At 65.1% G+C, this 23,393-nt stretch carries 18 protein-coding genes; 12 read left to right on the forward strand and 6 right to left on the reverse strand.

Features of this window, described 5'->3' with window-relative positions:
- Positions 1–75: 75 nt before the first annotated feature.
- From ACYVRU_RS06515 to ACYVRU_RS06525, 3 genes are read left to right on the forward strand one after another with little or no spacing between them, the layout of a single operon-like run.
- Complete coding sequence (locus ACYVRU_RS06515) at positions 76–2,145, forward strand: glycoside hydrolase family 2 protein (protein WP_461185879.1); 2,070 nt, start codon at positions 76–78, stop codon at positions 2,143–2,145.
- Positions 2,120–3,532, forward strand: a complete 1,413-nt coding sequence (locus tag ACYVRU_RS06520; protein ID WP_461185880.1) for a galactokinase — start codon at positions 2,120–2,122, stop codon at positions 3,530–3,532. The genes ACYVRU_RS06515 and ACYVRU_RS06520 overlap by 26 nt, the downstream gene beginning before the upstream one ends.
- Positions 3,529–4,710 carry a hypothetical protein gene (locus ACYVRU_RS06525; protein ID WP_303149085.1) on the forward strand — a complete coding sequence of 394 codons (1,182 nt, stop codon included), beginning with the start codon at positions 3,529–3,531 and terminating at the stop codon, positions 4,708–4,710. The genes ACYVRU_RS06520 and ACYVRU_RS06525 overlap by 4 nt, the downstream gene beginning before the upstream one ends.
- On the opposite strand, the gene amrA is transcribed toward ACYVRU_RS06525, so the two are convergent.
- Positions 4,707–6,161, reverse strand: a complete 1,455-nt coding sequence (gene amrA, locus ACYVRU_RS06530; RefSeq protein ID WP_303149087.1) for an AmmeMemoRadiSam system protein A — start codon at positions 6,159–6,161, stop codon at positions 4,707–4,709. The genes ACYVRU_RS06525 and amrA overlap by 4 nt on opposite strands.
- A gap of 286 nt (positions 6,162–6,447) precedes the next feature.
- On the opposite strand from amrA, the gene ACYVRU_RS06535 reads away from it, so the two are divergent.
- Together ACYVRU_RS06535 and ACYVRU_RS06540 are read left to right on the forward strand one after the other, a co-directional pair.
- On the forward strand, positions 6,448–6,756 hold the full coding sequence (locus ACYVRU_RS06535) for a thioredoxin family protein (protein WP_303149089.1): 309 nt from the start codon (positions 6,448–6,450) through the stop codon (positions 6,754–6,756).
- A gap of 156 nt (positions 6,757–6,912) precedes the next feature.
- Entirely contained in the window at positions 6,913–8,040 is a 1,128-nt protein-coding gene (locus tag ACYVRU_RS06540; RefSeq protein WP_303149092.1) for an aldo/keto reductase, read from the forward strand.
- Positions 8,041–8,205: 165 nt separating this feature from the next.
- Here ACYVRU_RS06540 and ACYVRU_RS06545 read toward each other — a convergent pair whose 3' ends face one another.
- Positions 8,206–9,150 (reverse strand): AEC family transporter, encoded by a 945-nt coding sequence (locus ACYVRU_RS06545; protein ID WP_461185881.1) that lies wholly within the window; start codon positions 9,148–9,150, stop codon positions 8,206–8,208.
- A gap of 431 nt (positions 9,151–9,581) precedes the next feature.
- Between ACYVRU_RS06545 and ACYVRU_RS06550 the strand changes: the two genes are divergently transcribed.
- Positions 9,582–10,418, forward strand: coding sequence for a deoxyribonuclease IV (locus tag ACYVRU_RS06550; protein WP_461185882.1), 837 nt, complete (start codon positions 9,582–9,584; stop codon positions 10,416–10,418).
- 8 nt (positions 10,419–10,426) lie between these two features.
- On the opposite strand, the gene trhA is transcribed toward ACYVRU_RS06550, so the two are convergent.
- The 3 genes from trhA to ACYVRU_RS06565 all read right to left on the reverse strand — a co-directional run bounded on the left by trhA (position 10,427) and on the right by ACYVRU_RS06565 (position 12,715).
- A complete protein-coding gene (trhA, locus tag ACYVRU_RS06555) occupies positions 10,427–11,167 on the reverse strand; it encodes a PAQR family membrane homeostasis protein TrhA (protein WP_114539590.1) in 741 nt (246 codons plus the stop codon).
- 122 nt (positions 11,168–11,289) lie between these two features.
- A complete protein-coding gene (locus tag ACYVRU_RS06560; RefSeq protein ID WP_461185883.1) occupies positions 11,290–12,189 on the reverse strand; it encodes an epoxyqueuosine reductase QueH in 900 nt (299 codons plus the stop codon).
- Positions 12,190–12,199: 10 nt separating this feature from the next.
- The gene (locus ACYVRU_RS06565) at positions 12,200–12,715 is read right to left on the reverse strand and encodes a ferritin (protein ID WP_114539592.1); all 516 of its coding nucleotides are present in this window, start codon (positions 12,713–12,715) and stop codon (positions 12,200–12,202) included.
- Between the two features lie 250 nt (positions 12,716–12,965).
- Here ACYVRU_RS06565 and ACYVRU_RS06570 point away from each other — a divergent pair, with 250 nt between their 5' ends.
- Positions 12,966–16,160 carry an ABC transporter ATP-binding protein/permease gene (locus tag ACYVRU_RS06570; RefSeq protein WP_461185884.1) on the forward strand — a complete coding sequence of 1,065 codons (3,195 nt, stop codon included), beginning with the start codon at positions 12,966–12,968 and terminating at the stop codon, positions 16,158–16,160.
- Here the strand turns inward: ACYVRU_RS06570 and ACYVRU_RS06575 are convergent, their stop codons facing one another.
- Complete coding sequence (locus ACYVRU_RS06575; RefSeq protein ID WP_022740483.1) at positions 16,161–16,532, reverse strand: phage holin family protein; 372 nt, start codon at positions 16,530–16,532, stop codon at positions 16,161–16,163.
- Between the two features lie 251 nt (positions 16,533–16,783).
- Between ACYVRU_RS06575 and rlmD the strand changes: the two genes are divergently transcribed.
- The 5 genes from rlmD (at position 16,784) to ftsH (ending at position 23,173) form a co-directional block, all read left to right on the forward strand.
- On the forward strand, positions 16,784–18,118 hold the full coding sequence (gene rlmD, locus ACYVRU_RS06580) for a 23S rRNA (uracil(1939)-C(5))-methyltransferase RlmD (protein ID WP_461185885.1): 1,335 nt from the start codon (positions 16,784–16,786) through the stop codon (positions 18,116–18,118).
- 51 nt (positions 18,119–18,169) lie between these two features.
- Entirely contained in the window at positions 18,170–19,294 is a 1,125-nt protein-coding gene (tilS, locus tag ACYVRU_RS06585) for a tRNA lysidine(34) synthetase TilS (protein ID WP_114548810.1), read from the forward strand.
- On the forward strand, positions 19,287–20,033 hold the full coding sequence (locus ACYVRU_RS06590) for a Maf family protein (protein WP_173112145.1): 747 nt from the start codon (positions 19,287–19,289) through the stop codon (positions 20,031–20,033). The genes tilS and ACYVRU_RS06590 overlap by 8 nt, the downstream gene beginning before the upstream one ends.
- Before the next feature lie 227 nt (positions 20,034–20,260).
- Entirely contained in the window at positions 20,261–20,809 is a 549-nt protein-coding gene (gene hpt, locus ACYVRU_RS06595; protein WP_461185886.1) for a hypoxanthine phosphoribosyltransferase, read from the forward strand.
- 15 nt (positions 20,810–20,824) lie between these two features.
- Positions 20,825–23,173, forward strand: coding sequence for an ATP-dependent zinc metalloprotease FtsH (gene ftsH, locus ACYVRU_RS06600; protein WP_114539599.1), 2,349 nt, complete (start codon positions 20,825–20,827; stop codon positions 23,171–23,173).
- The last annotated feature ends 220 nt before the right edge of the window (positions 23,174–23,393 follow it).

Genomic DNA, 23,393 nt, shown 5'->3' on the forward strand with positions numbered 1-23,393 from the left:
ATCATCTTACTCGTAAGTCAACGGGCCCGCCCGCGCAAGCGGCGGGCCCGTGCGCGATTGCGGGAAGGAGGGGCCATGGACATCAAACGAGTGCTGGCGAGCGCGCCTCGCGACCACGACCCGGGCGCTGCCCGTCCGCTGCTCACGCGCTGGGGCGAGGCGCTCGATCCCGACTCCGTGCGCAGCGAGCATCCGCGCCCGCAGTTCGCCCGCGACCGTATCACGTCTCTCAACGGCTGGTGGGACTACGCCTTCGTCCCCATGGGGGCTCATCGCACCGTGCGGCCGCCCGATGCGTTCGATGGGCGCATCCTCGTGCCCTTCTCGCCCGAGTCCCTGCTGTCGGGGGTGGGGCGCCAGCTTCAGCCCGACGAGCTTCTGTGGTACGTGCGCCGCGTGCCCGTTCCCGCCCTGGGCGAGGGCGAGCGCTGCCTGCTGCATTTCGAGGCCGTAGACTTCGCCTGCGCCTGCTGCGTGAACGGCCAGGTCGTGGGCACTCACGAGGGCGGGTATCTGCCGTTTTCTTTCGACATCACCGAGGCGCTGCGGGCAGAGAAGACAGCCGGCGAGGGGAGTGCGGAAGCGCGTTTCCAGGGCGCGGAAGCAATGACTGGGGACGTGGCGGTTGAAGGTGCCGGAGACGCGAAAAGCGACGCCTGCGGGGAGGGAAAGGCCGATCTCGAAGAGGCGGCCGACCTGGCTCCGGCGCTGCCGCGGGAGTTCGTGGTCGCCCTGTGCGTTCGCGACCCGAGCGATGCGGGCACCCAGCCGCGGGGCAAGCAGCGGCTCAAGTCGGGCGGCATCTGGTACACGGCCCAAAGCGGCATTTGGCAGCCGGTGTGGATGGAGGTCGTTCCCGCTCGCCGCGTGCTGGCCCTGGCGCTGCATCCCGATGCCGATGCCAGCACTCTGACGGCGGATGTCGATGTGAGCGGGGATGCGGGTCTGGTGCGCATCTACGTTTGCGACCCGACGGGCCGCCAGGTGGGCGCCGGCGCCGCTTTCGCCGAAGAGGGCTCGGTGCCGGTGGGGGTTGAATCCTCAGGGCAAGCGGGGCCGGCCCGTCGCGTGCGCTTGCGGCTCGATCTTGGCGAGGTGCGCCGCTGGAGCCCCGACGATCCGTGCCTCTACGATATCGTCGTGCGCTTCGGCACCGACGTGGTGCGCAGCTACACCGCCTTCCGCACGGTGAAGGTGGCTCCGGACGGCGCCGGCCGCTTTCGCTTCTTCCTGAACGGCGAGCCGCTGCTTCTGCGCGGGGTGCTCGATCAGGGCTACTGGTCCGACGGCCTCATGACGGCTCCCTCCGACGAGGCGCTCGCCTTCGACATTCAGGCCATGAAGGACGCCGGCTTCAACATGCTGCGCAAGCACTTGAAGGTGGAGGCCGACCGCTGGTACTACCATTGCGATCGGCGCGGCATGCTGGTGTGGCAGGACATGGTGTCGGGCGGCGGCGCTTACGACGGGTGGGAAACCAGCTACAAGCCGACGCTGTGGCGCGGAAGTTGGGACGGCTACGAGGACACCTCGGCATCCCATCAGCGGCGCCTCGGTTCCGATGACGACGCCTACCAGCGCCAATGGCTGCGGGAGTGCCGCGGCACGGTGACCCACTTGCGCGCTCATCCCTCGGTGGTCACCTGGGTGCTGTTCAACGAGGGCTGGGGGCAGTTCGACGCCCTGGCCTGCGCCGAGGAGGTTCACCTGCTGGATCCGACGCGTCCCATCGACGCCGTGAGCGGCTGGTACGACCAGGGCGCGGGCGACTTCCAGAGCGTGCACAACTATTTCCGTCCGCTTGCGGTCTACCGCGACCGGCGCGACCTGACGGGTTACGCGCGGCTGGCGGGCGGTCGTGCCTTCACGATTTCGGAATTCGGCGGGGTGGTTCACGCCGTGGCGGATCACAGCGCCTTTGCGGGCACCTACGGCTACGGGGCCACCGACACGCCGGCCGAATGGCGCACGGAGGTGCATCGGACGCTGGACGCTGCGGCGGCTTTGGAGGGGGTGGGGCTTTCCGCCTATGTGTACACGCAGCTGTCGGACGTGGAGGAGGAGTGCAACGGCATCCTTACCTACGACCGGCGGGTGAACAAGCTGAAGGAGGACGGCGATGAGTGCGGTAGCGCTGAGATGTGATGCCGATGCCGACCGCATGTTGGCGCATCTGCGGGAGCGGTTCGCCGAGGTGTTCCCCGTGACGGGGTCGGCGGGCGACGGCGCCGGAGGAGACGCCGGCGGAAATCCCGACGAAGGCGCCGATGGAAGCGCTGACGCGGCCGTCCGGTTCGCGCCCGTGGCGGACCGGGGCTCTTTCGCGTTCGCCTCGGCGCCGGGGCGTCTGGAAGTGGCGGGCAACCACGTGGACCACCAGGGCGGCCGCGTCATCTCCTCGGCCATCGGCGAGCGAACGTGGGGGCTGGCGGCCGAGAACGGAGGACGCCTGGTGCGGGTGGCCATGGAGGGTTTCGGCACCGATGTGATCGACTTGGACGATGCGGACTGGCGGGCACCCCATGGTGTGGAGACCCAGTCCTCCGCCGCCCTTCTGCGCGGCATGCTGGCCGCTTACGATGAGGCCGGCGGCGCGCTGCGCGGTTTCGACCTGGCCACCTGCTCGGAAGTGCCCGCCGGCTGCGGCCTGTCCTCCTCGGCCGCCTTCGAAGTGATGGTGGGCGCCGTTTTAGAGGGGCTGTTCGGCCCCGGACCCTTCGCGGGCGTGCCAGCGCCGGCGCCGGGCCAGGACGCTGCGGAAGGGGAGGGGGATTGCTTCGTTCCCCTGAATCCCGTGGCGCTGGCCCTGGCGGGCGTTACCGCCGAGCAGCGCTACTTCGGCAAGCCCTGCGGTGCTCAGGACCAGCTGGCCAGTGCCTGCGGCGGCACGGTGCTGCTCGATTTTGCGTCGGCGGTGCCCCGGGTGACGCCGCTTGCCTTCGACGCGACGGGCGTCGGCTACGCCGTGGTGCTCATCGATTCGCGCCAGGACCACTCGGTGCACACCGAGGAGTTCGCCTCCGTACCCGCCGACATGCGCATGGTGGCCAACCACCTGGGCGTCGCGCGTCTGGGAGACACGACCGCGGACGTGCTGCTCGCGAACCTGCAGGATGTTCGCGCGGCGCTGGGCGACGGGCGTGCCATGCGGGCGCTGCACTACTTCGACGAGGTGGCCCGGGTCGATCGGCAGCGTGAGGCTCTGGAGGCGGGGGATTTCCCGCTGTTTCTGAAGTGCGTGCGCCTGTCGGGGGCCTCGTCGGCCCAGTTTTTGCAGAACGTGTCCCCGCGCGATACCGGCTCCGGGGAGCGCCAGCCGGCCATGCTCATCCAGGGGCTGTGCGCGCACCTGCTCAGCGAAGAGGGCGCCTGGCGCATCCACGGCGGCGGCTTCGGCGGCTCGGTGCTGGCACTCGTGCCCCGAGCCGAGGTCGCCGACTTCACGGAGACGATGGACAAGCTGCTCGGCTACCGTGCCTGTCGCGAGGTGGTCGTGGGCGGCCCCGGCGTGCTGGCGAGGCGGCTGTCGTGAGCGGAGTCGCAAGAGGCGTGGAAGGTGCCTCAGAGTATGCCGTGGACGAGCGCGGCAATCCTTTCTGGACATACAGTTCTCCGGCGGGGCCGCTGGAGATCACCATCAACCTGGCCAAGCCCGAAAAGGATCCGCGGGATATCGCCGCTGCAGCGGGGGCAACCCTCGGTGGCGCAGCGCTTGAGGCGACGCCCGCTGGGGAAGGCGAGGCTGCGGCGGCAACGGTGGAGGGCGACGCGAGGGAAGGGGCTCCCTCTGTCCCGACGACCTGCGACTTGTGCTGGGAGCCGTCGGGGGAGGACGGTCCGGCGCACCTGCGGCGCTCGGGCGCGGCCGTGACCGAGGTCGCCCTCGGCGGCGAGCCCTGGGCCTGGTGGTTCTCTCCCTACGGCTACTTCCCCGAGCACCTCATCGTGGCGTCGCACGAGCACCGCCCCATGGCCATCGATCACGGCACCATCGCGCGGCTGCTCGATTTCTCGGACGCCTATCCGCGGTGGTTCATCGGTTCCAACGCCGATCTGCCCATCGTCGGCGGTTCCCTTCTGGGGCACGACCACTTCCAAGGCGGCGGCCACCGCTTCCCGTTGATGAATGCGCCGATTGCGCGCGCGTTTTCCATCGAAGGCTTGGAAAGCGTGGAGGCCGGCATCGTGCGCTGGCCCGCGTCCGTGGTGCGACTGCGCAGCCGCGACCGGCGGCTTCTCGCTGAAGCGGCCTGCCGCGTCCTGGATGCCTGGCGTCCCTTCAGCTTCGAGGAATGCGATATTCGGGCCTTTTCGCTCGTCCCGGACGACGGCCGCGAAGGCGCCGTGAGCGCTTCGGGCGCCCAGGCCTCGCCCGCGCGTTTCGTGCAGCACAACACGGCGAATCCCATCCTGTGGCGCGAGGGCGACGACTACGTGATGGACTTGGTGCTGCGCAACAACCGCACGACGCCGGAGCATCCCTTCGGGCTTTTCCATGTGCCGGAGCGACTCTTCCACATTAAGAAGGAGAACATCGGCCTCATCGAGATCATGGGCCGCGCCATCCTCCCCGCGCGCCTGGCAGCCGAACTACCTGCTATCAAGGACGAATGCAGCCGTGCCTTCTACGAGATTCTCGTGGCCACGGGCGTCTTCAAAGACGATGCCGCCGGCCGCCGCGGCTGGGAAGCCTTCCTCGCGACTATCTAGGAGCGCCGCGGCTTACCGCCGGCGGTGTGGCGGACGACCTCGAAGCGCTCGAGGCGCACCTGCTCATCCGGCCGGATGCCCGCTTTCTGCTTGGCGATGGCAATCTGGTCGAAGACGGTGTCGACGCCTTCCAAATCGGGAAGCAGCAGGCCCCGTCGATGCCCGCGGGTCACGATGACCCCGTAGCGCGCAGGATCGAGCTCTTCCAGATTGCTAACGGGCTCCGGCTCGCCGAGCACGTCCACGGAATAGTCGAGGAAGGGGAGCTCCTCGGGGCGCACGGGGGCGAAGCGCGGGTCCTCGGTGGCCGCCGCCACGCCGTTGCGGATGACCTCCTCGGCAAGGCTTTTGCGCACCGGCGCGATGGTGCCGATGCAGCCGCGCAGCTGCCCGTGCTCGTGCAGGCTCACGAAGGCCCCGGCGCGCCGGCCCGTCAGCTCCTCGGGTGCGTCGGCGGGAAGGGGGAAGACGGTGCCCTGCGCGACGATGGACTCCACGCTCGCTCGGGCGAGGGCCACGATGGGGTCGTCTCCAGGACGCGGCGGCCACGCCGGCGAACCGCCGGGAGCCCCGCCGATCTCGCGATCCTCTTCCCGCACGATTTCGGACGCCGCTTCCTCTTCGGTGCTCTCGGGCGCGTCCTCAATCTCGAAGGCGGCCACGGCGTAGCCCACGCCGAAGGCCCCCTCGTAACTTAAGAGCTCTGAGGCGAAAGGCTCGCCGGTCGCCTCCAGGGCGCCGGCCATGATCTGGAAGGAGCGCAGCCCGCACTCGGCGGCACCATCGCAGAGGGCGGCGTCCAGGCCGAACAGGCCTTCCAAATTCCCATGGGCAAAAAGCTCGGTCACGATGCGGTCGAACTCGGGTCCTTCCGGGGCGAACCCGTAGGGGCCGTCCTCCTTCAGCTTGTGGGACATGTCCCCACTTGCGACAAGCACGCAGCGGCGGTTCAAGGAGCGCGCGGTCTCGGCAATGGCCCGGCCCAGGAAGCGGTGGTCGGCCTCGGAGAGTCCTGAGAGCCCCATGCGCACCACGGCCACCGAGCCCAGGTCGACGGTCTCTTCCAAGAAATGGAGCGGTACGAAGGTGGCGTGGTCGATGTCGGCCATGGACGCCGGGGCACCGGCCGAGGGAATGCCCCGGCGGTGCAGGCGCGCGGCCACGTCCTTGGCGAAGGGAAGGTCGGTGCGGGTCGTCACGCGCTCGTCCGGCTGCCCGAAGGCGGCCAGCGAGCCAGTTTCCTCCGGCGTGTCGGCGATGAAGAACCCGTCGCGGTAGAGCGGCGCGTGGGGCGAGGTGATGACGATAAGGTCGGGTCGGTGGGCGGCCACGCGTCGGGCGACCTCGCGGTAGGCGGCGATGGTATCGGCGATGGCCGTCTCCTGGCCGCGCCCGACGGCGGGCACGATGAGCGGCGGATGGGGCACGGCGTAGGCGGCGAGCAGGGCCATGGGGTCACCTTCCTTTTTCGGGAGAGCGCGTGGGGGCCGAATGCCAGTGTGGGTGTTTGCGCGGATCTTCCCGTGACAATGGATCTTGCATTCATGATGACCCACCGCGTCCGTATTCCTCACCGAACTGCCAAAGCGTCACGGGATTGTATTCGCCGTCTTCCAACGAATGGGCAACAATCGGACGCACGGCGACAACAAAAACGTCTCGCCGATGGTGCTGTCGATCTGCGTGGCCACAATAGAGGCTGCAACGCATTCAACGTCCCAGCAAAGGAGAGCCATCATGATCGAGATTCTGAACGAGGGCAACTTCGACGAGAAGGTTCTGAAATCGAGCGGCAACGTGCTCGTCGAGTTCTTCGCCACCTGGTGCCCGCACTGCCAGCGCATGATGCCCATCATCAACGACGTGGCCGAGCGCGTCCAGGGCCAGGCCGTCGTCTACCAGGTGGATGTCGACCAGTCGCCCGACCTTGCCAAAACTTACGCACCCAACGGCTTTCCGTCCTTTGCCCTGTTCGTGAACGGCCAGCTTGCCGAAACCCTGGTGGGCGAGCAGACCGAAGAGCGGTTGATGGAGCTGGTCGCCTAGCATCCGCGCTGTTCAAGGAGGGCCGCTTGCCTCGAAGGTGAGCGGCCTTTTGTGAGATCATCTCTGCCTTCCGTTAAGGCCTCGGGAGGTTTGTCTTGACTTAGAGCTGACTCCAACCTTTACTATTCTCCGTATCAATGATTGAGAGGAGAATTCATGACCGCATTTTATGACGGCGTGGCCAAGCTCGGCTTCGGCGCCATGCGCCTGCCCCTGACTGATCCCGATGATGTGACGGCCATCGACATCGAGCAGCTGAAGGCCATGGTGGACGAGTTCATCGCCAAGGGCGGCACCTATGTGGACACCGCCTTCGTCTACCACGACGGGCACTCGGAGGGCGCCCTGCGCGAGGCGCTCGTGGAGCGCTATCCGCGCGACGCCTACACCCTGGCCACGAAGTGTTTGGCCTGGGCCTGCGCCAGCAAGGAGGAGGCCCAGGCGTGTCTGCCCACCTCCCTTGAGCGGCTGGGGGTCGACTACATCGACTACTACCTGCTGCACAACCTGGGCGGCGCGCGCACGGTCAAGTTCGACGAGTACGACATGTGGAACTACGTGGCGAAGGCGAAGGCCGACGGGCTCGTGCGTCACGTCGGCTTCTCCATGCACGACGGCCCCGAGACGCTCGAGGAGATTCTGACGGCGCACCCCGAGGTGGACTTCGTGCAGCTGCAGGTGAACTACTTGGATTGGGACGACCCGGTCACCCAGTCGGCGCGCTGCATGGAAGTGGCTGCGGCCCACGGCAAGCCAGTCATCATCATGGAGCCGGTGCGTGGCGGACGTCTGGCGAATCTGCCCGAGCGCGGTGCTGCGGTGCTCGCCGCCGCTGATCCGGATGCGAGCCAGGCCAGCTGGGCCTACCGTTACTGCCTCGATCTGCCGGGCGTGCTCACGGTGCTCGCCGGCGCCTCCACGCTCGAGCAGATGCAGGACAACATGCGCACCTTCCAGACCCGTAAGCCGCTGACGGATGAGGAGCGCGGCGCCATCGACGGTGCCATCGCGGCCCTGCGCAGCGTGGACCTCATTCCGTGCACGAACTGCGGCTACTGCGTGAAGGACTGCCCCGAGGGCGTGAAGATCCCCATTGCCATGAACCTGCTGAACCTGGAGCGCACTACCGAGGACAACGAATTCGTCAAGGGCCTCTACTCTTGGCAGGCCGCTGAGGGACCCGCTTCGAAGTGCATCCAGTGCGGCACCTGCGAGGCCATGTGCCCCCAGTCCATCGACATCATCGACCACCTCGCCGAAGCCGTCGAGCACTTCGAGGGATAGGGGAGCGCCGCTCCGTCCCAAATACAAAAGGCGCCGGGGGACAACCCCCGGCGCTTGGAGGCAGCGCTATAGGCGCCACCGAAAAGATTCTACATCAAGTCCGGGAAGCGTTGACAGCGAGCTTTCGCCTTCGGTTAGCGGGAGCGGAGGCTCGCTTGCGTGTCGCTACATCACCGCACCCACAAACCCTGCCAGAATGGGGATGCTCGCTATAGCCAGCACGGTGGTGACGAAGGTTCCCTGGGCCATGACGCGGGAGTTGCCGCCATACTGGTAGCAGAGCATGGTGCCGTTGGTGGCCACGGGCATTCCCGCCAGCACCACGGCCACCGAGAACATGAGTCCCGCCGGCACGAATGCGTGGAAGACGGCCCAGATGATGGCCGGCATCACGAGCAGACGGAACACCGAGCAGGTCCAAAGACGCGGGCCGCCGATGAGGTCGCGCACCGGCAGGTTCGCCAGCGACGAGCCGATGATGAGCAGCGCCGCCGGCGTGGTGATGGAGCCGAGCGTGTTCAGCGCATCCCCCAGAATCGGTGCATAGTGGATGCCGCCTAGCGTGAGAAGTACGGCCGCCACGCATGACAGCATGACCGGTGTGACGAAGGTGCGCCAGGTGGTTTGCACCTTCACGTCGCCGTCGGTGTCCTGGGTGAGAAACCACGCGCCCACGGTGAACACGAAGAAGTTGAAGGGCAGGTTGAACACGGCGGCGTACACGAGGGCATCGGGGCCGAAGACGGCCGAGAGCACCGGATACCCGATGAATCCGACGTTGCCGAAGCAGAGCATGAACCGGTACACGCCCCGATGTCCGTCGGGGATGCGCATAAGCAGCGTGAAGGCGTAGGCCACGGCGAACATGACGAGGTTGCTCGCCATGGAAAGCCCCAGGCACAGCCATACTTCCGTTTGCGTGGGCAGCTCGGTGGCCGTGAGCACCGAGCCCAAAATCATGCCCGGCAGCGCGATGTTGATGACCAGCTTTGAAAGCATGCGGTCGAACTCGTCGTTCATGAAGCGCAGCCTCTTCGCGGCGTAGCCCACCCCCACGATGACGAACAGCGTGACGATCTCCTGAAATATGCCGATCATGCCCGCGGTCATGGGGCGAAGCTCTCTTTCTCCGATTGCGGAACGCTCGCTCGATCCTTTGCGACCCTCGTCGGTCTTCTCGAGCAATTTGCAGGACAGATTGTGGCAAAAAAATCGAGTTGTTAGACTTTCAAGGGTGCGGCAAATGGATTTATGGAACGATTTGGGTCTCTTCAGGCATCGGATGCGGCTTCTTTCAGTGTTTTCGGCGCTACTGGCAGGTGCTGAATGAATCGAAATGTCTAACAACTCGAAATTCTTGCCCAAATTTGGACTTCCGATTGTCTCGCAGGCGAGGGCGAGGATGTCGCGACGCGCATTGCGGTTCCGACATCGCGTCCTCGCGTTGTAGAGGCTACGGGTTTTCTGGAAAGCGCGCGACGATGCGGCTCGTTGGCGTATACTGGCCAGCGCTGCGTTAGCTTCGTCGAAAGGATGAGCCCGTGTTCACCATCGGTTGTCATTTGTCCAGCGCCAAGGGGTATCTGAAGATGGCCCAGGATGCGGCCTCCATCGACGGGAACACGTTCCAATTCTTCACGCGCAATCCGCGCGGCGGCAAGGCCAAGGCCATCGATCCGGCCGATGTAGCCGCATTTCACGAGTTCGCTGCCGCCCACGGCATCACGACGTTTCTGGCCCATGCGCCCTACACCATGAACCCGGCAGCGGCCAAGCCCGAGACGCGGCAGTTCGCCATCGAGCTCTTAACCGACGACCTCATGCGTATGGAAAACACCCCCGGCCAGCTGTACAACATGCATCCGGGCTGCCATGTGGGCCAAGGCGCCGAGACGGGCATCGCGCTCATCGCCGATGCGCTGAATCAGGTGATTGCGCCCGAGCAGTCCACCACGCTGCTGCTTGAAACCATGGCAGGCAAGGGCACGGAGGTCGGCGGCCGTTTTGAAGAGCTGGCCGCCATCATCGACGCCGTGGAATTGGACGAGAAAGTGGGCGTGTGCCTGGACACCTGCCACGTGTGGGACGGCGGCTACAACATCGCCGGCGATCTGGACGGCGTGTTGGAGGAGTTCGATCGCGTGATCGGGCTCGACCGCCTGCGCGCCATCCACTTGAACGACTCGAAGAACCCGCTCGGCGCCCACAAGGACCGCCACGCCCCCATCGGCGAGGGCTGCATCGGCTTTGACGCGCTCGCTGCCGTGACGAACCACCCGGCCCTACGCGATCTGCCCTTCTTCCTGGAAACGCCTCAGGACGATCTTTCCGGCTGGGGCCGCGAAATCGCCGCCCTGCGCGCCGCGCACACCGAGTAGCTGCAGCGCTAAATCACGAAGAAGTACACGCTGAAGAACTGCAGGCAGCTGGCGGCCAGCACGAACAGGTGAAAAATCGAGTGCATGTAACGCACCTTTTTGAAGATGTAGAACACGGCGCCCACGGTATAGCTGATGCCGCCGGCAACCAAGAGCCAGAAGCCTGCGGGGGCCAGCTCGGCGAACAGCGTCGGGATGAAGAACACGATGGACCAGCCGAGCGCCACGTAAAGCACGGCCGATATCCAACGGGGACGGTAGGTCCAGAAGGCTTCAAAGGCGATGCCGACAAGTGAGACGGCCCAGACGAAGGCGGCGAGCCAGATGCCGCCCACATGTCCCAAGGTGATGAGGCAGTAAGGGGTGTAGGTGCCGGCGATGAGCAGGTAGATGCCGGAATGGTCGAGCACTTTGAACACGCGTTTGGCGCGTTCTGCTGCCAGCGCGTGGTACAGCGTGGACATAAGGTACTCCAGCAACTGCGCGATGCCGTACACGAGGGCCGCTGCTAAAAGGATGCCGCCGCCATCGGCCACCGACTTCACGATGAGAAGCACGAGGGCCGCCACGGCCAGGCCCGCCCCTACGCCATGGGTGACGGCGTTGAAGATCTCCTCGCCCAAGGTGTACTCGCGCACGGGCTTTTTGCCGGAGCGCTTGATGAGTTCCCGAATTTCGGGCGACACCTTGGCCGCCGCCGCAGCGGCGTTGGGGGAGAGCTCGGGATGGGTTAGGCGAATGTTGGGCATCGCGTCCTCCTTCGCGTGCGGATAGATCACCGCATCATAGACCATTGGTCAGGCTTCCCAGACAACGATAGGCAAACCGTAGGAGAAAGGCAAATCACGGCAAGACGCCACGAGAGATGCGGCTACTGCTGCTCGCGCAGGGCTTTGAGAATGGCGCGCTTTTTGGCCTGCTTGTCGGCGTAGGCCTGCTTCTCGGCGCGGGTGCGGGCGCGTTCGGCTTCGGCGGCAGCGCGCTCGTCGGCATGGGCTGCAAGCTCCGCTTCGCGGGCGGCTCGTCGGGCGGCGCGACGCTCTTCGCGCTCGGCGGCGGCCTCGGCGTCGGAGAAGCGGCAGCCGCAGTAGTTCTGGCGGTACATGCCGCCCTCGCGCGAGCGCCGGGTGGCCTCGTCGTAGAAGGGGCGGTAGTCTGCGAAGCAGGCCTTGATGCCCTCGCGGGCGCAGGCGCGCTCCAGCTCTTCGCGGATGATGCGGGTGTACTGGTAGGGGCTCACCGAAAGCGTGGTGCCAAGGGCAGCGAAGCCGTGCTCGCGGGCGTAGTGCGCGGCTTCTTCAAAGCGCAGGCGGTAGCAAGCCCGGCAGCGGGCCTCGCGGGCCCGACGCGCTGTCGTACGCCCTTCCGTAGGGGCGGGGCTTGCGCCGCCCTCATCGAGCACGGTTGACTTGCTTGATGAGGGGCGACCAAGGTCGCCCCCTACGGGATTTGCCCCAAAGAGGGCTTCCTCCTCAAGATCGCCTTCTTCGTTGGCGATGACGCCGAACTTGGCTTCGGCAGCGTCGCCTATGCGGCCGGCAGTGGCCTCCCAAGCCTCGGGGTCGTAGGCGCCTTCCACGACTTCCACGTCGGCGTCCGCGGCCCATTCGCGCAGGGTAGCCAGGCGGCGGGCGTATTCCTCGGCAGGGTGGATGTTCGAGTTCGCGTAGAACACGACGGGTTCCACCCCTTCCGAGCGCAAAATGCGGACCGGCTCCAAGGAGCACGGTCCGCAGCAAGCATGTAACAGGATGCGTTCCAAGGGTGGCAAGCTCGGCGGCCTACTTGCCGGCCAGGGGGCTCGGCACGGTGTAGATGCGGGCGGCGCAGGCCTGATCCAGGTCGTACAGGCCCTTCGGGTCGCCGCCGAACAGCTTCATGTTGGTGATCATGGTGTCGGCGTTGTCCTCTTCCTCCAGCTGCTCGTCGATGAACCAGCCGAGGAACTTCTGGGCGCGGTAGTCGTGGGCCTCGAGCGCCGCGGCGTAGATGTCGTTGATGAGCGAGGTCACGTACTTCTCGTGCTCCATGGCGGCCTCGAGCGGCTCCAGGAAGTTCGCGAAGGTCTTGTCGGGCATGTCGATGGCCAGAAGCTTCACGGCCTCGCCGTTCTCATGCAGGTAGTTGCGGAAGATCATCGCGTGATCGCGCTCTTCCTGAGCCTGGATCTCGAAGTAGTTAGCGTAGCCGGACAGGCCCTCCTCCTCGTAGTAGTCGGCGAAGGAGAGGTACAGGTAGGCGGAGTACAGCTCCTTGTTGATCTGGTCGTTGATGAGCTCGTAGACCTTGGCGTCCATGAAAATCCTTTCTCGTTGGTCGGCGCGATGCCGCCTGGCGCAACGGGGCGTTGGGCGTGGGGCCCGCACCCGCGCAGCCGGCGGGGAACGCCGACGCTTCTTGGTGAACCGCAAGACAGGATACCGCGAAAACCCTTAATCTTCGTGGCAAATCTATGCAAATAACCCGCTTTTAACGAAAGCGCCAGACGGCGCGCACCGCCGCACCTTCATAATGGCTCCCGAGAATTGAAGGAAAGGGAATGCGCGCATGCTGCAGCTCAAGAATATCTGCAAGTCCTACACGACGGGCGACTTCACCCAGGTGGCCTTGAACGACGTCTCCATCTCGTTCCGCGACAACGAGTTCGTGGCGATTCTGGGCCCGTCGGGCTCGGGCAAGACGACGCTTTTGAACGTGATGGGCGGCCTGGATCACTACGACTCCGGCGACATGATCGTCGATGGCATCTCCACCCACCGCTACAAGGATCGCGACTGGGACACCTTCCGCAACAACCGCATCGGGTTCGTGTTCCAAAGCTACAATCTCATTCCGCACCAGACCATCCTGCAGAACGTGGAGCTGGCGCTGACGCTCTCGGGCGTGGGGAAGGCCGAGCGCACGCGCCGCGCCAAGGAGGCCCTGGCATCCGTGGGCCTGACCGAGCACTTGAACAAGAAGCCGAGCCAGCTCTCGGGCGGCCAGATGCAGCGGGTGGCCATTGCCCGCGCACTCATCAACGACCCGGAGATCGTGCTGGCCGACGAGCCCACCGGCGCCCTGGATTCCCATACTTCCGTGCAGATCATGGACTTGCTCACGCAGATCGCCAAGGATCGCCTGGTCATCATGGTCACCCACAACCCGGAGCTGGCGGCCGAGTACGCCACGCGCACGGTGAACCTCGCCGACGGCGTCATCCGCTCGGATACCGATCCCTACTTCCCCACGGAAGAGGAGATGCACGCCTCGCGCAAGCCCATCCGCAAGACCTCGATGAGCTTTCTCACGGCGCTCGCGCTGTCGGCGAACAACCTTATGACCAAGAAGGGCCGCACCATCATGACGGCCTTCGCCGGCTCCATCGGCATCATCGGCATTGCGGCCATACTCGCGCTCGCCAACGGCGTGGACAACTACATCGAGCGCACCGAGGAGGAGACGCTGTCGGTGTACCCGCTGCAGATCATGTCCACGGGCTTCGACATGACGGCGCTCATGGGCATGGCCGCCGATGGGAGCACGGGCGACGGGGGAGATGCGACGGGCGAGGGCACCGGCGACGACCCGCTTGCGGAAATGGGCCTTCAAGGTGGCAAGAACGGGGACGAGAACGACCCGGCTGCCGACGGCAAGGTGCCCGAGACCCGCATGGTCACCGACATGTTCGCGAGCCTGGAGAACAACGACCTCGCCTCGCTGAAGCTGTTCCTCGACGAGAACGGCGGCGACATCAACAGCTACGTGAACTCCATCGAGTACTCCTACAACGTGGTGCCGCAGATCTTCGACGGCAACACCGAGAACGGGGTGCGCCAGATCAACCCGGACACAACCTTTTCCGCCTTCGGTATGGGGTCGGGCTCCTCGAACGCGCTCATGTCGTCCATGTACTCCACCGACGTGTTCAGCGAGATGATGGGAAATACCTCCATCGTGGAGGAGCAGTACGATGTGAAGGCGGGGCGCTGGCCTTCCGCCTACAACGAGTGCGTCGTCGTGCTGACGGCGAACGGCACGGTTCCCGATCTGGTGAGCTACGCGCTGGGCTTGCGCGACCATGCGGTGCTGGAGGATATGATCGACCAATTTATGAACGAGGAAGACGTGGAAAGCCCCGACGACGACCTCACCTTCACCTACGACGACATCATGGGCGTGTCACTGAAGATGGTGCCCGCTGCCGACTTCTACACCTACGATGAGGAGAACAAGATCTGGGTCGACAAAACCGGCGACGAGGAGTACATGAAGGGGCTCGTGGACGCCGGCGAGGAGCTGAAAATCGTCGGCATTGTGCAGCCGCGGCCGGACGCGAAGGCCACGGCGCTTTCCATGGGCATCTACTACACGCCCGAGCTGACGCGCCATCTGATCGAGCAGGCCTCCGAGGCCGCCATCGTGCAGGAGCAGCTGAATTACCCGACCATCGACGTGTTCAACGGCAAGGAGTTCACCGAGGAAGAGGAATCGGGCTCGGATTTCTCTATGGAAAACCTGTTCAGCATCGACGAGGAGGCGCTGCAGAACGCCTTCAAGTTCGATGAGTCGAAGTTGAACATGGACACGAGCGCGCTGGGCGAGGGGATGTCGGCTGACGATCTGCCGGCGATGCCCGAGCTCGATGCAAGCGCGTTGAACTTGGACATGACCTCGGCCTTCAACAGCGACGCCATGGGCGAGATGATGGGTGCGGCGCTGGCCGGCTACACCCAGGCCCTCGGCGCCGCCTATGCCCAGGCCGCGGCGTCGGGCACGCCGCCGGACTTCCAGACGCTGGCGCAGTCGACGCTGGAGTCCTACGCCCAAAGCCCCGAGCTGCAGGCCATTATGGGGCAGTACGCGGCGCAGATCGTCGATGCCAACGCCCTGCAGAAGGAGATGGCAACGAAGATCTCCGCAGCCCTGGAATCTTCCATGAAAGCCTACATGGAGCAGGTCATGGCCACGATCACCGCCAAGACCCAGGCCTCGGTGCAGAAGGTGATGGGCGACATGGCGGCGAGCATTCCTCTGGCCATGTCCGTGGACACGAACGCCTTCCAGGACGCCTTCCAAATGAAGATGACCGAGGACGAGCTGACCGAGCTCATCATGTCGCTCATGACCGACGGCGTGCGCTCCTTCGACGCGAACCTCAGCAAGTTGGGTTACGCGGAGCTTTCTAAGCCCTCGCAGATCGACATCTACCCGGACAACTTCGAGGACAAACAGCAGGTCATCGCCATTCTGGACGACTACAACGACCGCATGGTGGCCTCGGGGCAGGACGACAAGAAAGTTTCCTACACGGATTTCGTGGGCACGCTCATGAAATCGGTCACGACGATCGTGGACATGATCAGCTACGTGCTCATCGCGTTCGTGGCCATTTCGCTCGTGGTGTCGTCCATCATGATCGGCATCATCACCTACATCTCGGTGCTCGAGCGCAAGAAGGAGATCGGCATCCTGCGCGCCATCGGCGCGAGCAAGGGCGACATCTCGCGGGTGTTCAACGCCGAGACCATCATCGAGGGCCTGACGGCGGGCCTTATCGGCGTGGGGGTCGTGGCGCTTGTGTGCATTCCGGTCAACGCCATTGTGTACGGGCTTTTGGACGTGCCCGACATCGCCATGCTGCCGCCGGTGGCCGGAGCGATCCTCGTGGCCATCAGCGTGTTCCTGTCGTTTGTCGCCGGCCTGTTCCCCGCCATGGCCGCCGCCCGCAAAGACCCGGTTGAGGCGCTGCGCAGCGAATAGTTACGCGTCGTTGCCGATGAGGCCGTTGACGAGGGCGGACACCAGCGAGATGACGATGGAGGCCACAAAGGCGCTGCCGAAGCTGGCGATGTAGAAGCCGGCGCCGAACAGCCCGTTGGCGAGCCACGCGGCGATGTAGAGCAGAAGCGTGTTCACCACGAGATAGAAGATGCCCAGGGTGAGCACGGTCACCGGCAGCGAGAGGATCTGCAGAATCGGCTTGATGGACATGTTGATGAGCGACAGAATGAGTGCGAAGAACACGATGCCCACCCAGGATGCGCTGTTGCTCAAGATCTCGATGCCCGGCACGAGCCACACGGCGGCGGCGACGGAGATGGCGGTGACGATCCAGCGAATGATGAAGTTCATAAGTGCCTCCTTTTCCTGTGGCCCCATTATGTCAAAATGAGGCCATGACGAGAAAACATGACAACAACCCGAAACGCACCAGTAACCGCCCCGCCAAACCCAAAGCGCTCCGGGCCAACCCGCCGCGCCTTAAACGCTCCGGGGCCGATCCCGTAGGGGGCAACCTCGGTCGCCCCCTGCCCCAGGCGCGTAGGGGGAAGGGGGCGCGACGAGCGTCAAAGCCCCCCGTAGGGGGCGACCTTGGTCGCCCCTTGCCCCAGATCACCGACGATGCGGGGAAGGGCTCGTCGTGCGCCCTGTGTTCCGCCTTCGGGCGTTGCGGCGGCTGCAGCCGGCTTGATGTTCCCTATGCGGAACAGCTCGCCGCCAAGCAGCAGGCGGTGGGCGCTCTCTTCGAAGATGTTGCCCCCGCTGGCGCCTTGCTGCCTATCCTGGGAATGGACGACCCTTTCCATTACCGTAACAAGGTGATCTCCCCTTATGCCCCGGCCAAGGGCGCAAAGCGCAAGGGGAAAGATGCCAAGCTCACCCGCGCCGACATCCTCACGGGCATGTACGAGACCGGCACCCACCGGCTCATTCCCACCGATACGTGCGCTATCGAAAACGAGACAGCCAAGAAGGTGACGCTCGCCATCCGCGACATCATGGCCCGCTGGAACATGGAGCCCTACAACGAAGACACCGGCGCCGGCTTCGTGCGCCACGCCGTGGTGCGCGTGGGCCATAAGAGCGGAGAAGTGCTCGTCACCGTGGTGACCAACGGCGAGGAGTTTCCCGCGTCGAAGGCTTTCTGCCGCGAGCTGGCGCGCCGCGTGCCCGAGGTGACCACCATCGTGCAGAACGTGAACACGCGCCAGACCAATGTCATCTTGGGCGACAAGGAGCGCGTGCTCTTCGGCCCCGGATTCATCTTGGACACGCTGTGCGGACTCACGTTCCGCATCTCGTCGCAGTCGTTCTACCAGGTGAACGCCACGCAGACCGAGGTGCTTTACGACGAGGCCATCCGCTTGGCGAATCTTACGGGCGTCGAGACGGTTATCGACGCCTATTGCGGCACAGGCACCATTGGGCTGGTGGCCGCGAGCCGTGGGGCGGCCCGCGTTATCGGCGTCGATTCCGTGGAGGCGGCCATCCGCGACGCCGCCAACAACGCCCGCCACAACGGTGTGGAAAACGCCGAGTTCGTGGCGCAGGACGCCACCGCTTTCATGAAGGAGCTTGCAGCATCGGAGGAGCGTCCGCAGCCCCTCGTCCTGCTCATGGATCCGCCGCGGGCCGGTTCCACGCCCGAGTTCCTCGCGGGCGCCGCGGCGCTTGCCCCCGAGCGCATCGTCTACATCTCGTGCAACCCCGCAACCCAGGCCCGCGACGTGCGCCAGCTGGTGAAGAGCGGCTACGAGGTGCGCGCCATCCGGCCGGTGGACATGTTCCCCCACACCGACCACGTAGAATCCATCGTCATGCTGGAACGGGAAGACAGGCGCGGAGGGGCATGGGGTGGTGCTCACCAAGCGAGTTCCGCAGCGAACGAAACAGCCCACTGGGCTGTTTCGCCGAGCGAGGACTGTTTGAGCGACTGAGCATTACCCCGCGCCCCGGCCCCGGTGAGTTGCAAGAAGAAGGAAGGGAAAATGACTGACTTGATTGAAGGAACCCTCGAAAAGGCCCGTGCCGCCATCGCAACTCACGACCTGGCGGTGCCCGATGCCGCCGTCCTGCTCATGGTATCCGGCGGCTCCGATTCCACGGCGCTGGCGTATTTGGGCGCTGCCCTGCGCGAGGCGGGCGATGTGGGACCGGTGGCCATGCTGCACGTGAACCACCAGTTGCGCGGCGAGGACGCCGATGCCGACGAGCGCTTCGTGGCGGCTTTGGCCGAGGCGCTGGATATCCCGCTGTTCATCTGCTCCATCGACATCGCTGCCGAAGCCGAGCGCAGCCGCGAGAACGTGGAAGCCGTGGCCCGGCGCGAGCGCTACCTGGCCGCCAACGAGGCGCTGCGCTCGATGTGCCAGCACGAGGGTCGTCCGCTCTCCGAGGCGCGCATCTTCACGGCTCATACCGCCGACGACCGCATCGAGAACTTCTACATGCGCTCCATCGTGGGCACTGGCCCCGGCGGTTTCCGCAGCATGCTCTACCGCAACGGACCCGTGGTGCGTCCCCTGCTCGACATCACCCGCGACGAGCTGCACGACTACCTCTCCGCTCGCGAGGCGGCGGGGGAGACCGTGGTCCGCGATGAGTCCGGCGCGCTCTGGCGCGAGGACGCCACCAACGCCCACACCGACCGCTTCCGCGCCTATGTGCGCCACAAGATCGTGCCGGTGGCCAAGGAATGGAACAGTGCGCTGCCCGAGGTGCTGACCCGCTCGATGAACCTCATCGCCGACGAGGACGACATGCTGCAGAACATGGCCGAAAAGCTGGCCGAGGAGTCCGCGGAATGGGTGGCCGAGGACGACACCTTCGGCATCGACCGCTCCGAGGGCTTCCGCCTTCTGCCCGCTTTTGGAAAAGCGGAGCGCCCGCTGCAGCGTCGCGCGGTGCTGCGTCTTTTGGAAGCGATGCTCGGCCCGGATGCGCGGGTGGAAGCCGCTAGCGTGGAAGCCGTGCTCGCTGGCTTCGCGAATGGCGCGCCCAACAGCGGGTATGTGGCCAATATCCAGTATGATCTGGCCGTGAGCGCGAACAAGCGGGGTGTCCTCGTGGAGCCCATGGCCTATTTCCGAGCAAGAAGGAAGAAGCATGACTGAGAGAACCGACGAATTTGCCAACGAAGTCGCCGCGAAGGTAGCTGCCGATGAGCTGCAGCAGGCCGTGGAAGAGGAAGCGGAAGCGGAAGCTGCGACTGCGCCCACCTTCGAGGTGATCCTCGCCTCCAGCAGCCCGCGCCGCCGCGAGCTTCTGGATGCGGCCGGCGTGAAGTTCACGGTGCGCACGCCGGCGACCCCGGTGGACGAGTCGCTGGAGCCCGATTTGGCCGCCGACCCCGAAGAGGCCGCCAAGAAGCTCGCCGAGCGCAAGGCCGGCGCGGTCATTCAGGAGGTGCTGGCCGAGAACTACACCGGCATGCTCATCGTCATCGGCGCCGACACCATGGTGGTTCTCGACGGCAAGATCTTCGGCAAGCCCCGCAGCGCTTCGGACGGCAAGCACATGCTGCGGCAGCTGTCCGGCCGCACCCACGAGGTCATCACGGCCGTGTCCGTCTGGATGGTGGCCGCCCCCAACGCCGAGGACGTGTCGCTGGGCTTCCGCACCTTCGCCGACAAGAGCTACGTCACTTTCCGCGACCTGACCGACGAGGAGATCACCGAGTACCTGCGGAAGGGCGAGTCCTTCGACAAGGCCGGCGCCTACGCCATCCAAGGTGAGGGGGCGGCGCTCGTTGACCACTACGACGGCTCCCTCGACACCATCATCGGCCTGCCTACGACACGCCTCATCAAGGAATTCCCCGACCTCGTGAACGCCGAGGCCGCAGAATGCTAAGCGATCAATGTTGGCTGAGTCTTGCGGTTGCGTGACGCCGGGCTCTGGCATGCCGCCAGTATCGATGCGGCCCTTAGCGGCTCGATGACAATTAGCGCACATAATTTGTGGCGTTGCTGTCTTACGGCTGTTCGAGAAAAGGTCTTTGGTAAACTGGACTGCGATTAAAGAGCGCTGCGGCGTTTGCGCGAGGAGCGCGCGCTGCGGGCAAAGAGAAAGTGGTTCACGTGCATAACGACATCTCAGAGATACTTTTCTCCGAGCAGGATCTGGCGATACGCGTGCGCGAGCTGGGCGAGGCCATCACTCGCGACTATGCCGATGTTGCCGGGGATGCGGGCATTGTGGTCGTGTCCATCCTGCGCGGCGGGGCGGTGTTCACCTGCGACCTCATCCGCGCCATCGATCTACCGCTGGAAGTGGACTTCATGGCCGTGTCCTCCTACGGCAACGGCGCGAAGAGCTCCGGTGTGGTGCGCATCCTGAAGGATCTCAGCACCGACATCCGGGGGCGCCACGTCGTCATCGCCGAGGACCTCATCGATTCAGGGCTCACGCTGAAGTACCTCCTGAAGAACCTGCAGTCCCGCGAGCCGGCGTCGCTTACGGTGGCGGCGCTCATGCGCAAGGACACGCCGGCCCAGGCCGACATCCCGTGCCGCTATATCGGCTTCGAGTGCCCCGACGAGTTCATCGTCGGCTACGGCCTCGACTTTGCCGAGCATTACCGCAACCTCCCCTACATCGGCGTTCTGAAGCCCGAGATCTACCAGTAAAGGCAGCAATCAACTATGGCAGACAACAATCCCAAGAAACCAATCCCGCCGGCGTCGACCCAGCGCACCACGATGGTCATGGTCATCATCCTCTTGGCCGTGGCGTTTTTCGTGGGCAGCCAGTTCATGCGTACCGGCGCCATGGGCACCACCGTGACCGATCAACTCATCACCTCCGAGTTCACCCAGGCGGTGGAGCAGGGCCGCGTGAAGTCGGTCACCTACTCCGCCGGCGACTACACGGTGTCGGGCACCTACTTCCCGGCGGCCACCGCCGGCGCAGAGGCGGCCGGCGCCTTCAACGGGGCCTTCGACTCACTGAACGCCCTCATGGCGACCGAGCACGGCGATGACGGCAAGGCGCTTGGCGGCGTGGCCACCACGACGCTCGATCCGGCCACGCTGGGCAAAGAGCACAACTACACCTCCACCTACGTGGGCTCCGATTCGCTCGGCGAGCTTCTGGCGGCACATCCCGACATCTCCTATCAGGTGACGTTGCCGAGCCCCTTCCTGGAGGTTCTGGCCACGCTTCTGCCTATCCTCATCATCGGTGGCCTTCTGATGTTCTTCTTCTACAAGATGCAGCAGGCCAACAATTCCCAGATGAGCTTCGGGAAGAACAAGGCGAAGAAGACTCTGGAGGAGCGCCCCGATGTGACGTTTGCCGATGTGGCTGGCGTCGATGAGGCCGTGGAGGAGATGCAGGAGATTAAGGACTTTCTGGCCAATCCCGCCAAGTACCAGTCCATGGGCGCGAAGATTCCGCGAGGCTGCCTGCTCGTGGGCCCTCCGGGCACCGGCAAAACCCTGCTCGCGCGCGCTGTGGCCGGCGAGGCGGGCGTGCCGTTCTTCAGCATCTCGGGCTCGGACTTCGTCGAGATGTTCGTGGGCGTGGGCGCGAGCCGCGTGCGCGATCTGTTCAAGGACGCGAAAGAGGCTTCCCCCGCCATCATCTTCATCGACGAGATTGACGCGGTGGGGCGCCAGCGCGGCACGGGCCTCGGCGGCGGCCACGACGAGCGCGAGCAGACCTTGAACCAGCTGCTCGTGGAAATGGACGGCTTCGAGTCCAACGACTCGGTGGTGCTCATCGCGGCCACGAACCGCGCCGATGTGCTCGATCCGGCGCTTTTGCGCCCCGGCCGCTTCGATCGCCAAATCGTCGTGGACACCCCCGACGTGAAGGGCCGCCAGCGCATTCTGGAAGTGCATTCCAAGGACAAGCCCATCGGGTCGGATGTGGATCTGGCGAAGATCGCGAAGATCACCCCGGGCTTCACCGGCGCCGATCTGGCGAACCTCATGAATGAGTCGGCCCTGCTCACGGCGCGGCGCGGCAAGAAGATCATCACCATGCGCGAGGTGAGCGAGTCGATGGAGCGCGTTATCGCCGGCCCGGAGCGCAAGGGCCGCGTGATGAACGAGAAGACCAAGCACACCATCGCCTACCACGAGAGCGGGCACGCGCTCGTGGGGCATTTGCTCGACCATGCCGATCCGGTGCACAAGATCTCGATCATCTCGCGCGGCCGGGCGCTGGGCTACACCCTCTCCATTCCCGACGAGGACAAGGTTTTAAACTCGCTTTCCGAGATGAAAGACGAGCTGGCGGTGTTCATGGGCGGTCGCGTGGCCGAGGAGATCTTCTGCGACGACATCACCACCGGCGCCTCCAACGACCTTGAGCGCGCGAGCAAGATGGCCCGCGCCATCGTCACCCAGTACGGCATGAGTCCTTTGGGCACCCAGGTGTTCGGCCAGCCCAACCACGAGGTGTTCTTGGGCCGCGACTACGGCAACACCCAAGATTACTCCGAGGAGACGGCCCGTCGCATCGATGAAGAGGTGGCCAAGATCATGAAGGAGGCCCACGATAGGGCCCACGCGATTCTGTCCTCCCACGCCGATCAGATGGATCTCATGGCCAGCGTGCTGCTCGAGCGCGAGACCGTGGAAGGCGAGGCCTGCGAGGCGCTGCTCGACAACAAGTGGGACGAGTACCTGGCGCGCGAGGACGACATCATCGCCGCCAAGGAGGCGGAAGAGGCCGCGGCCCGCGCCAAGGACGCCGAGCTTCTGGCGGCTCAGGGAGAGGGCGACGGCGCGAACGGCACGCCGGGCGCAGCGGGTGGCTCGGGCGCAGCGGTCGATCCCGACGCCGGCGAGACGCTGGCCGACCCGAATTGGAGAGACGAGCCGGTAGAGCCGGGCGACCAGGATCCGAACGCCCCCTTCCGCACTCCCGCCGAGCATGCCGATCGCTCCGATATGCCCACCCAGGCCGAGGTGAACGCGGAAATCGACCGCGAGGACGACATGGATTCCTCCGCCGATGCTCCCGACCCGGACAAGAGGGATTAGCGGCCGGCTTCTCCGGGGGGCTGAGAGCGAGACGCGATTTCCCGATTTCCACCTGAATGGCCCTTAGATTGGCGCGATTTCCCGATTTCCACCTTCCAGCGCCCGCTGCGAGGTGAAAATCAGGAAATCGCGCCTCTTATTTTGGCGTCGCCTTGCTATGGCTGTCTTGCCTTGGCTGCTTTGTCATGGTCGCCTTGCCGCGGCGTTCTTGAAAGCGGCG

It is taken from the genome of Adlercreutzia sp. CNCM I-6216, from assembly GCF_977113345.1.

Bases quoted from the DNA above. Each gene is read 5' to 3' on its own strand.
- ACYVRU_RS06515 (WP_461185879.1), top strand. From the start codon at position 76: ATGGACATCAAACGAGTGCTGGCGAGCGCGCCTCGCGACCACGACCCG.
- ACYVRU_RS06520 (WP_461185880.1), top strand. From the start codon at position 2,120: ATGAGTGCGGTAGCGCTGAGATGTGATGCCGATGCCGACCGCATGTTG.
- amrA (WP_303149087.1), bottom strand. From the start codon at position 6,161: ATGGCCCTGCTCGCCGCCTACGCCGTGCCCCATCCGCCGCTCATCGTG.
- ACYVRU_RS06535 (WP_303149089.1), top strand. From the start codon at position 6,448: ATGATCGAGATTCTGAACGAGGGCAACTTCGACGAGAAGGTTCTGAAA.
- ACYVRU_RS06540 (WP_303149092.1), top strand. From the start codon at position 6,913: ATGACCGCATTTTATGACGGCGTGGCCAAGCTCGGCTTCGGCGCCATG.
- ACYVRU_RS06545 (WP_461185881.1), bottom strand. From the start codon at position 9,150: ATGACCGCGGGCATGATCGGCATATTTCAGGAGATCGTCACGCTGTTC.
- trhA (WP_114539590.1), bottom strand. From the start codon at position 11,167: ATGCCCAACATTCGCCTAACCCATCCCGAGCTCTCCCCCAACGCCGCT.
- ACYVRU_RS06565 (WP_114539592.1), bottom strand. From the start codon at position 12,715: ATGGACGCCAAGGTCTACGAGCTCATCAACGACCAGATCAACAAGGAG.
- ACYVRU_RS06570 (WP_461185884.1), top strand. From the start codon at position 12,966: ATGCTGCAGCTCAAGAATATCTGCAAGTCCTACACGACGGGCGACTTC.
- ACYVRU_RS06575 (WP_022740483.1), bottom strand. From the start codon at position 16,532: ATGAACTTCATCATTCGCTGGATCGTCACCGCCATCTCCGTCGCCGCC.
- tilS (WP_114548810.1), top strand. From the start codon at position 18,170: ATGACTGACTTGATTGAAGGAACCCTCGAAAAGGCCCGTGCCGCCATC.
- ACYVRU_RS06590 (WP_173112145.1), top strand. From the start codon at position 19,287: ATGACTGAGAGAACCGACGAATTTGCCAACGAAGTCGCCGCGAAGGTA.
- ftsH (WP_114539599.1), top strand. From the start codon at position 20,825: ATGGCAGACAACAATCCCAAGAAACCAATCCCGCCGGCGTCGACCCAG.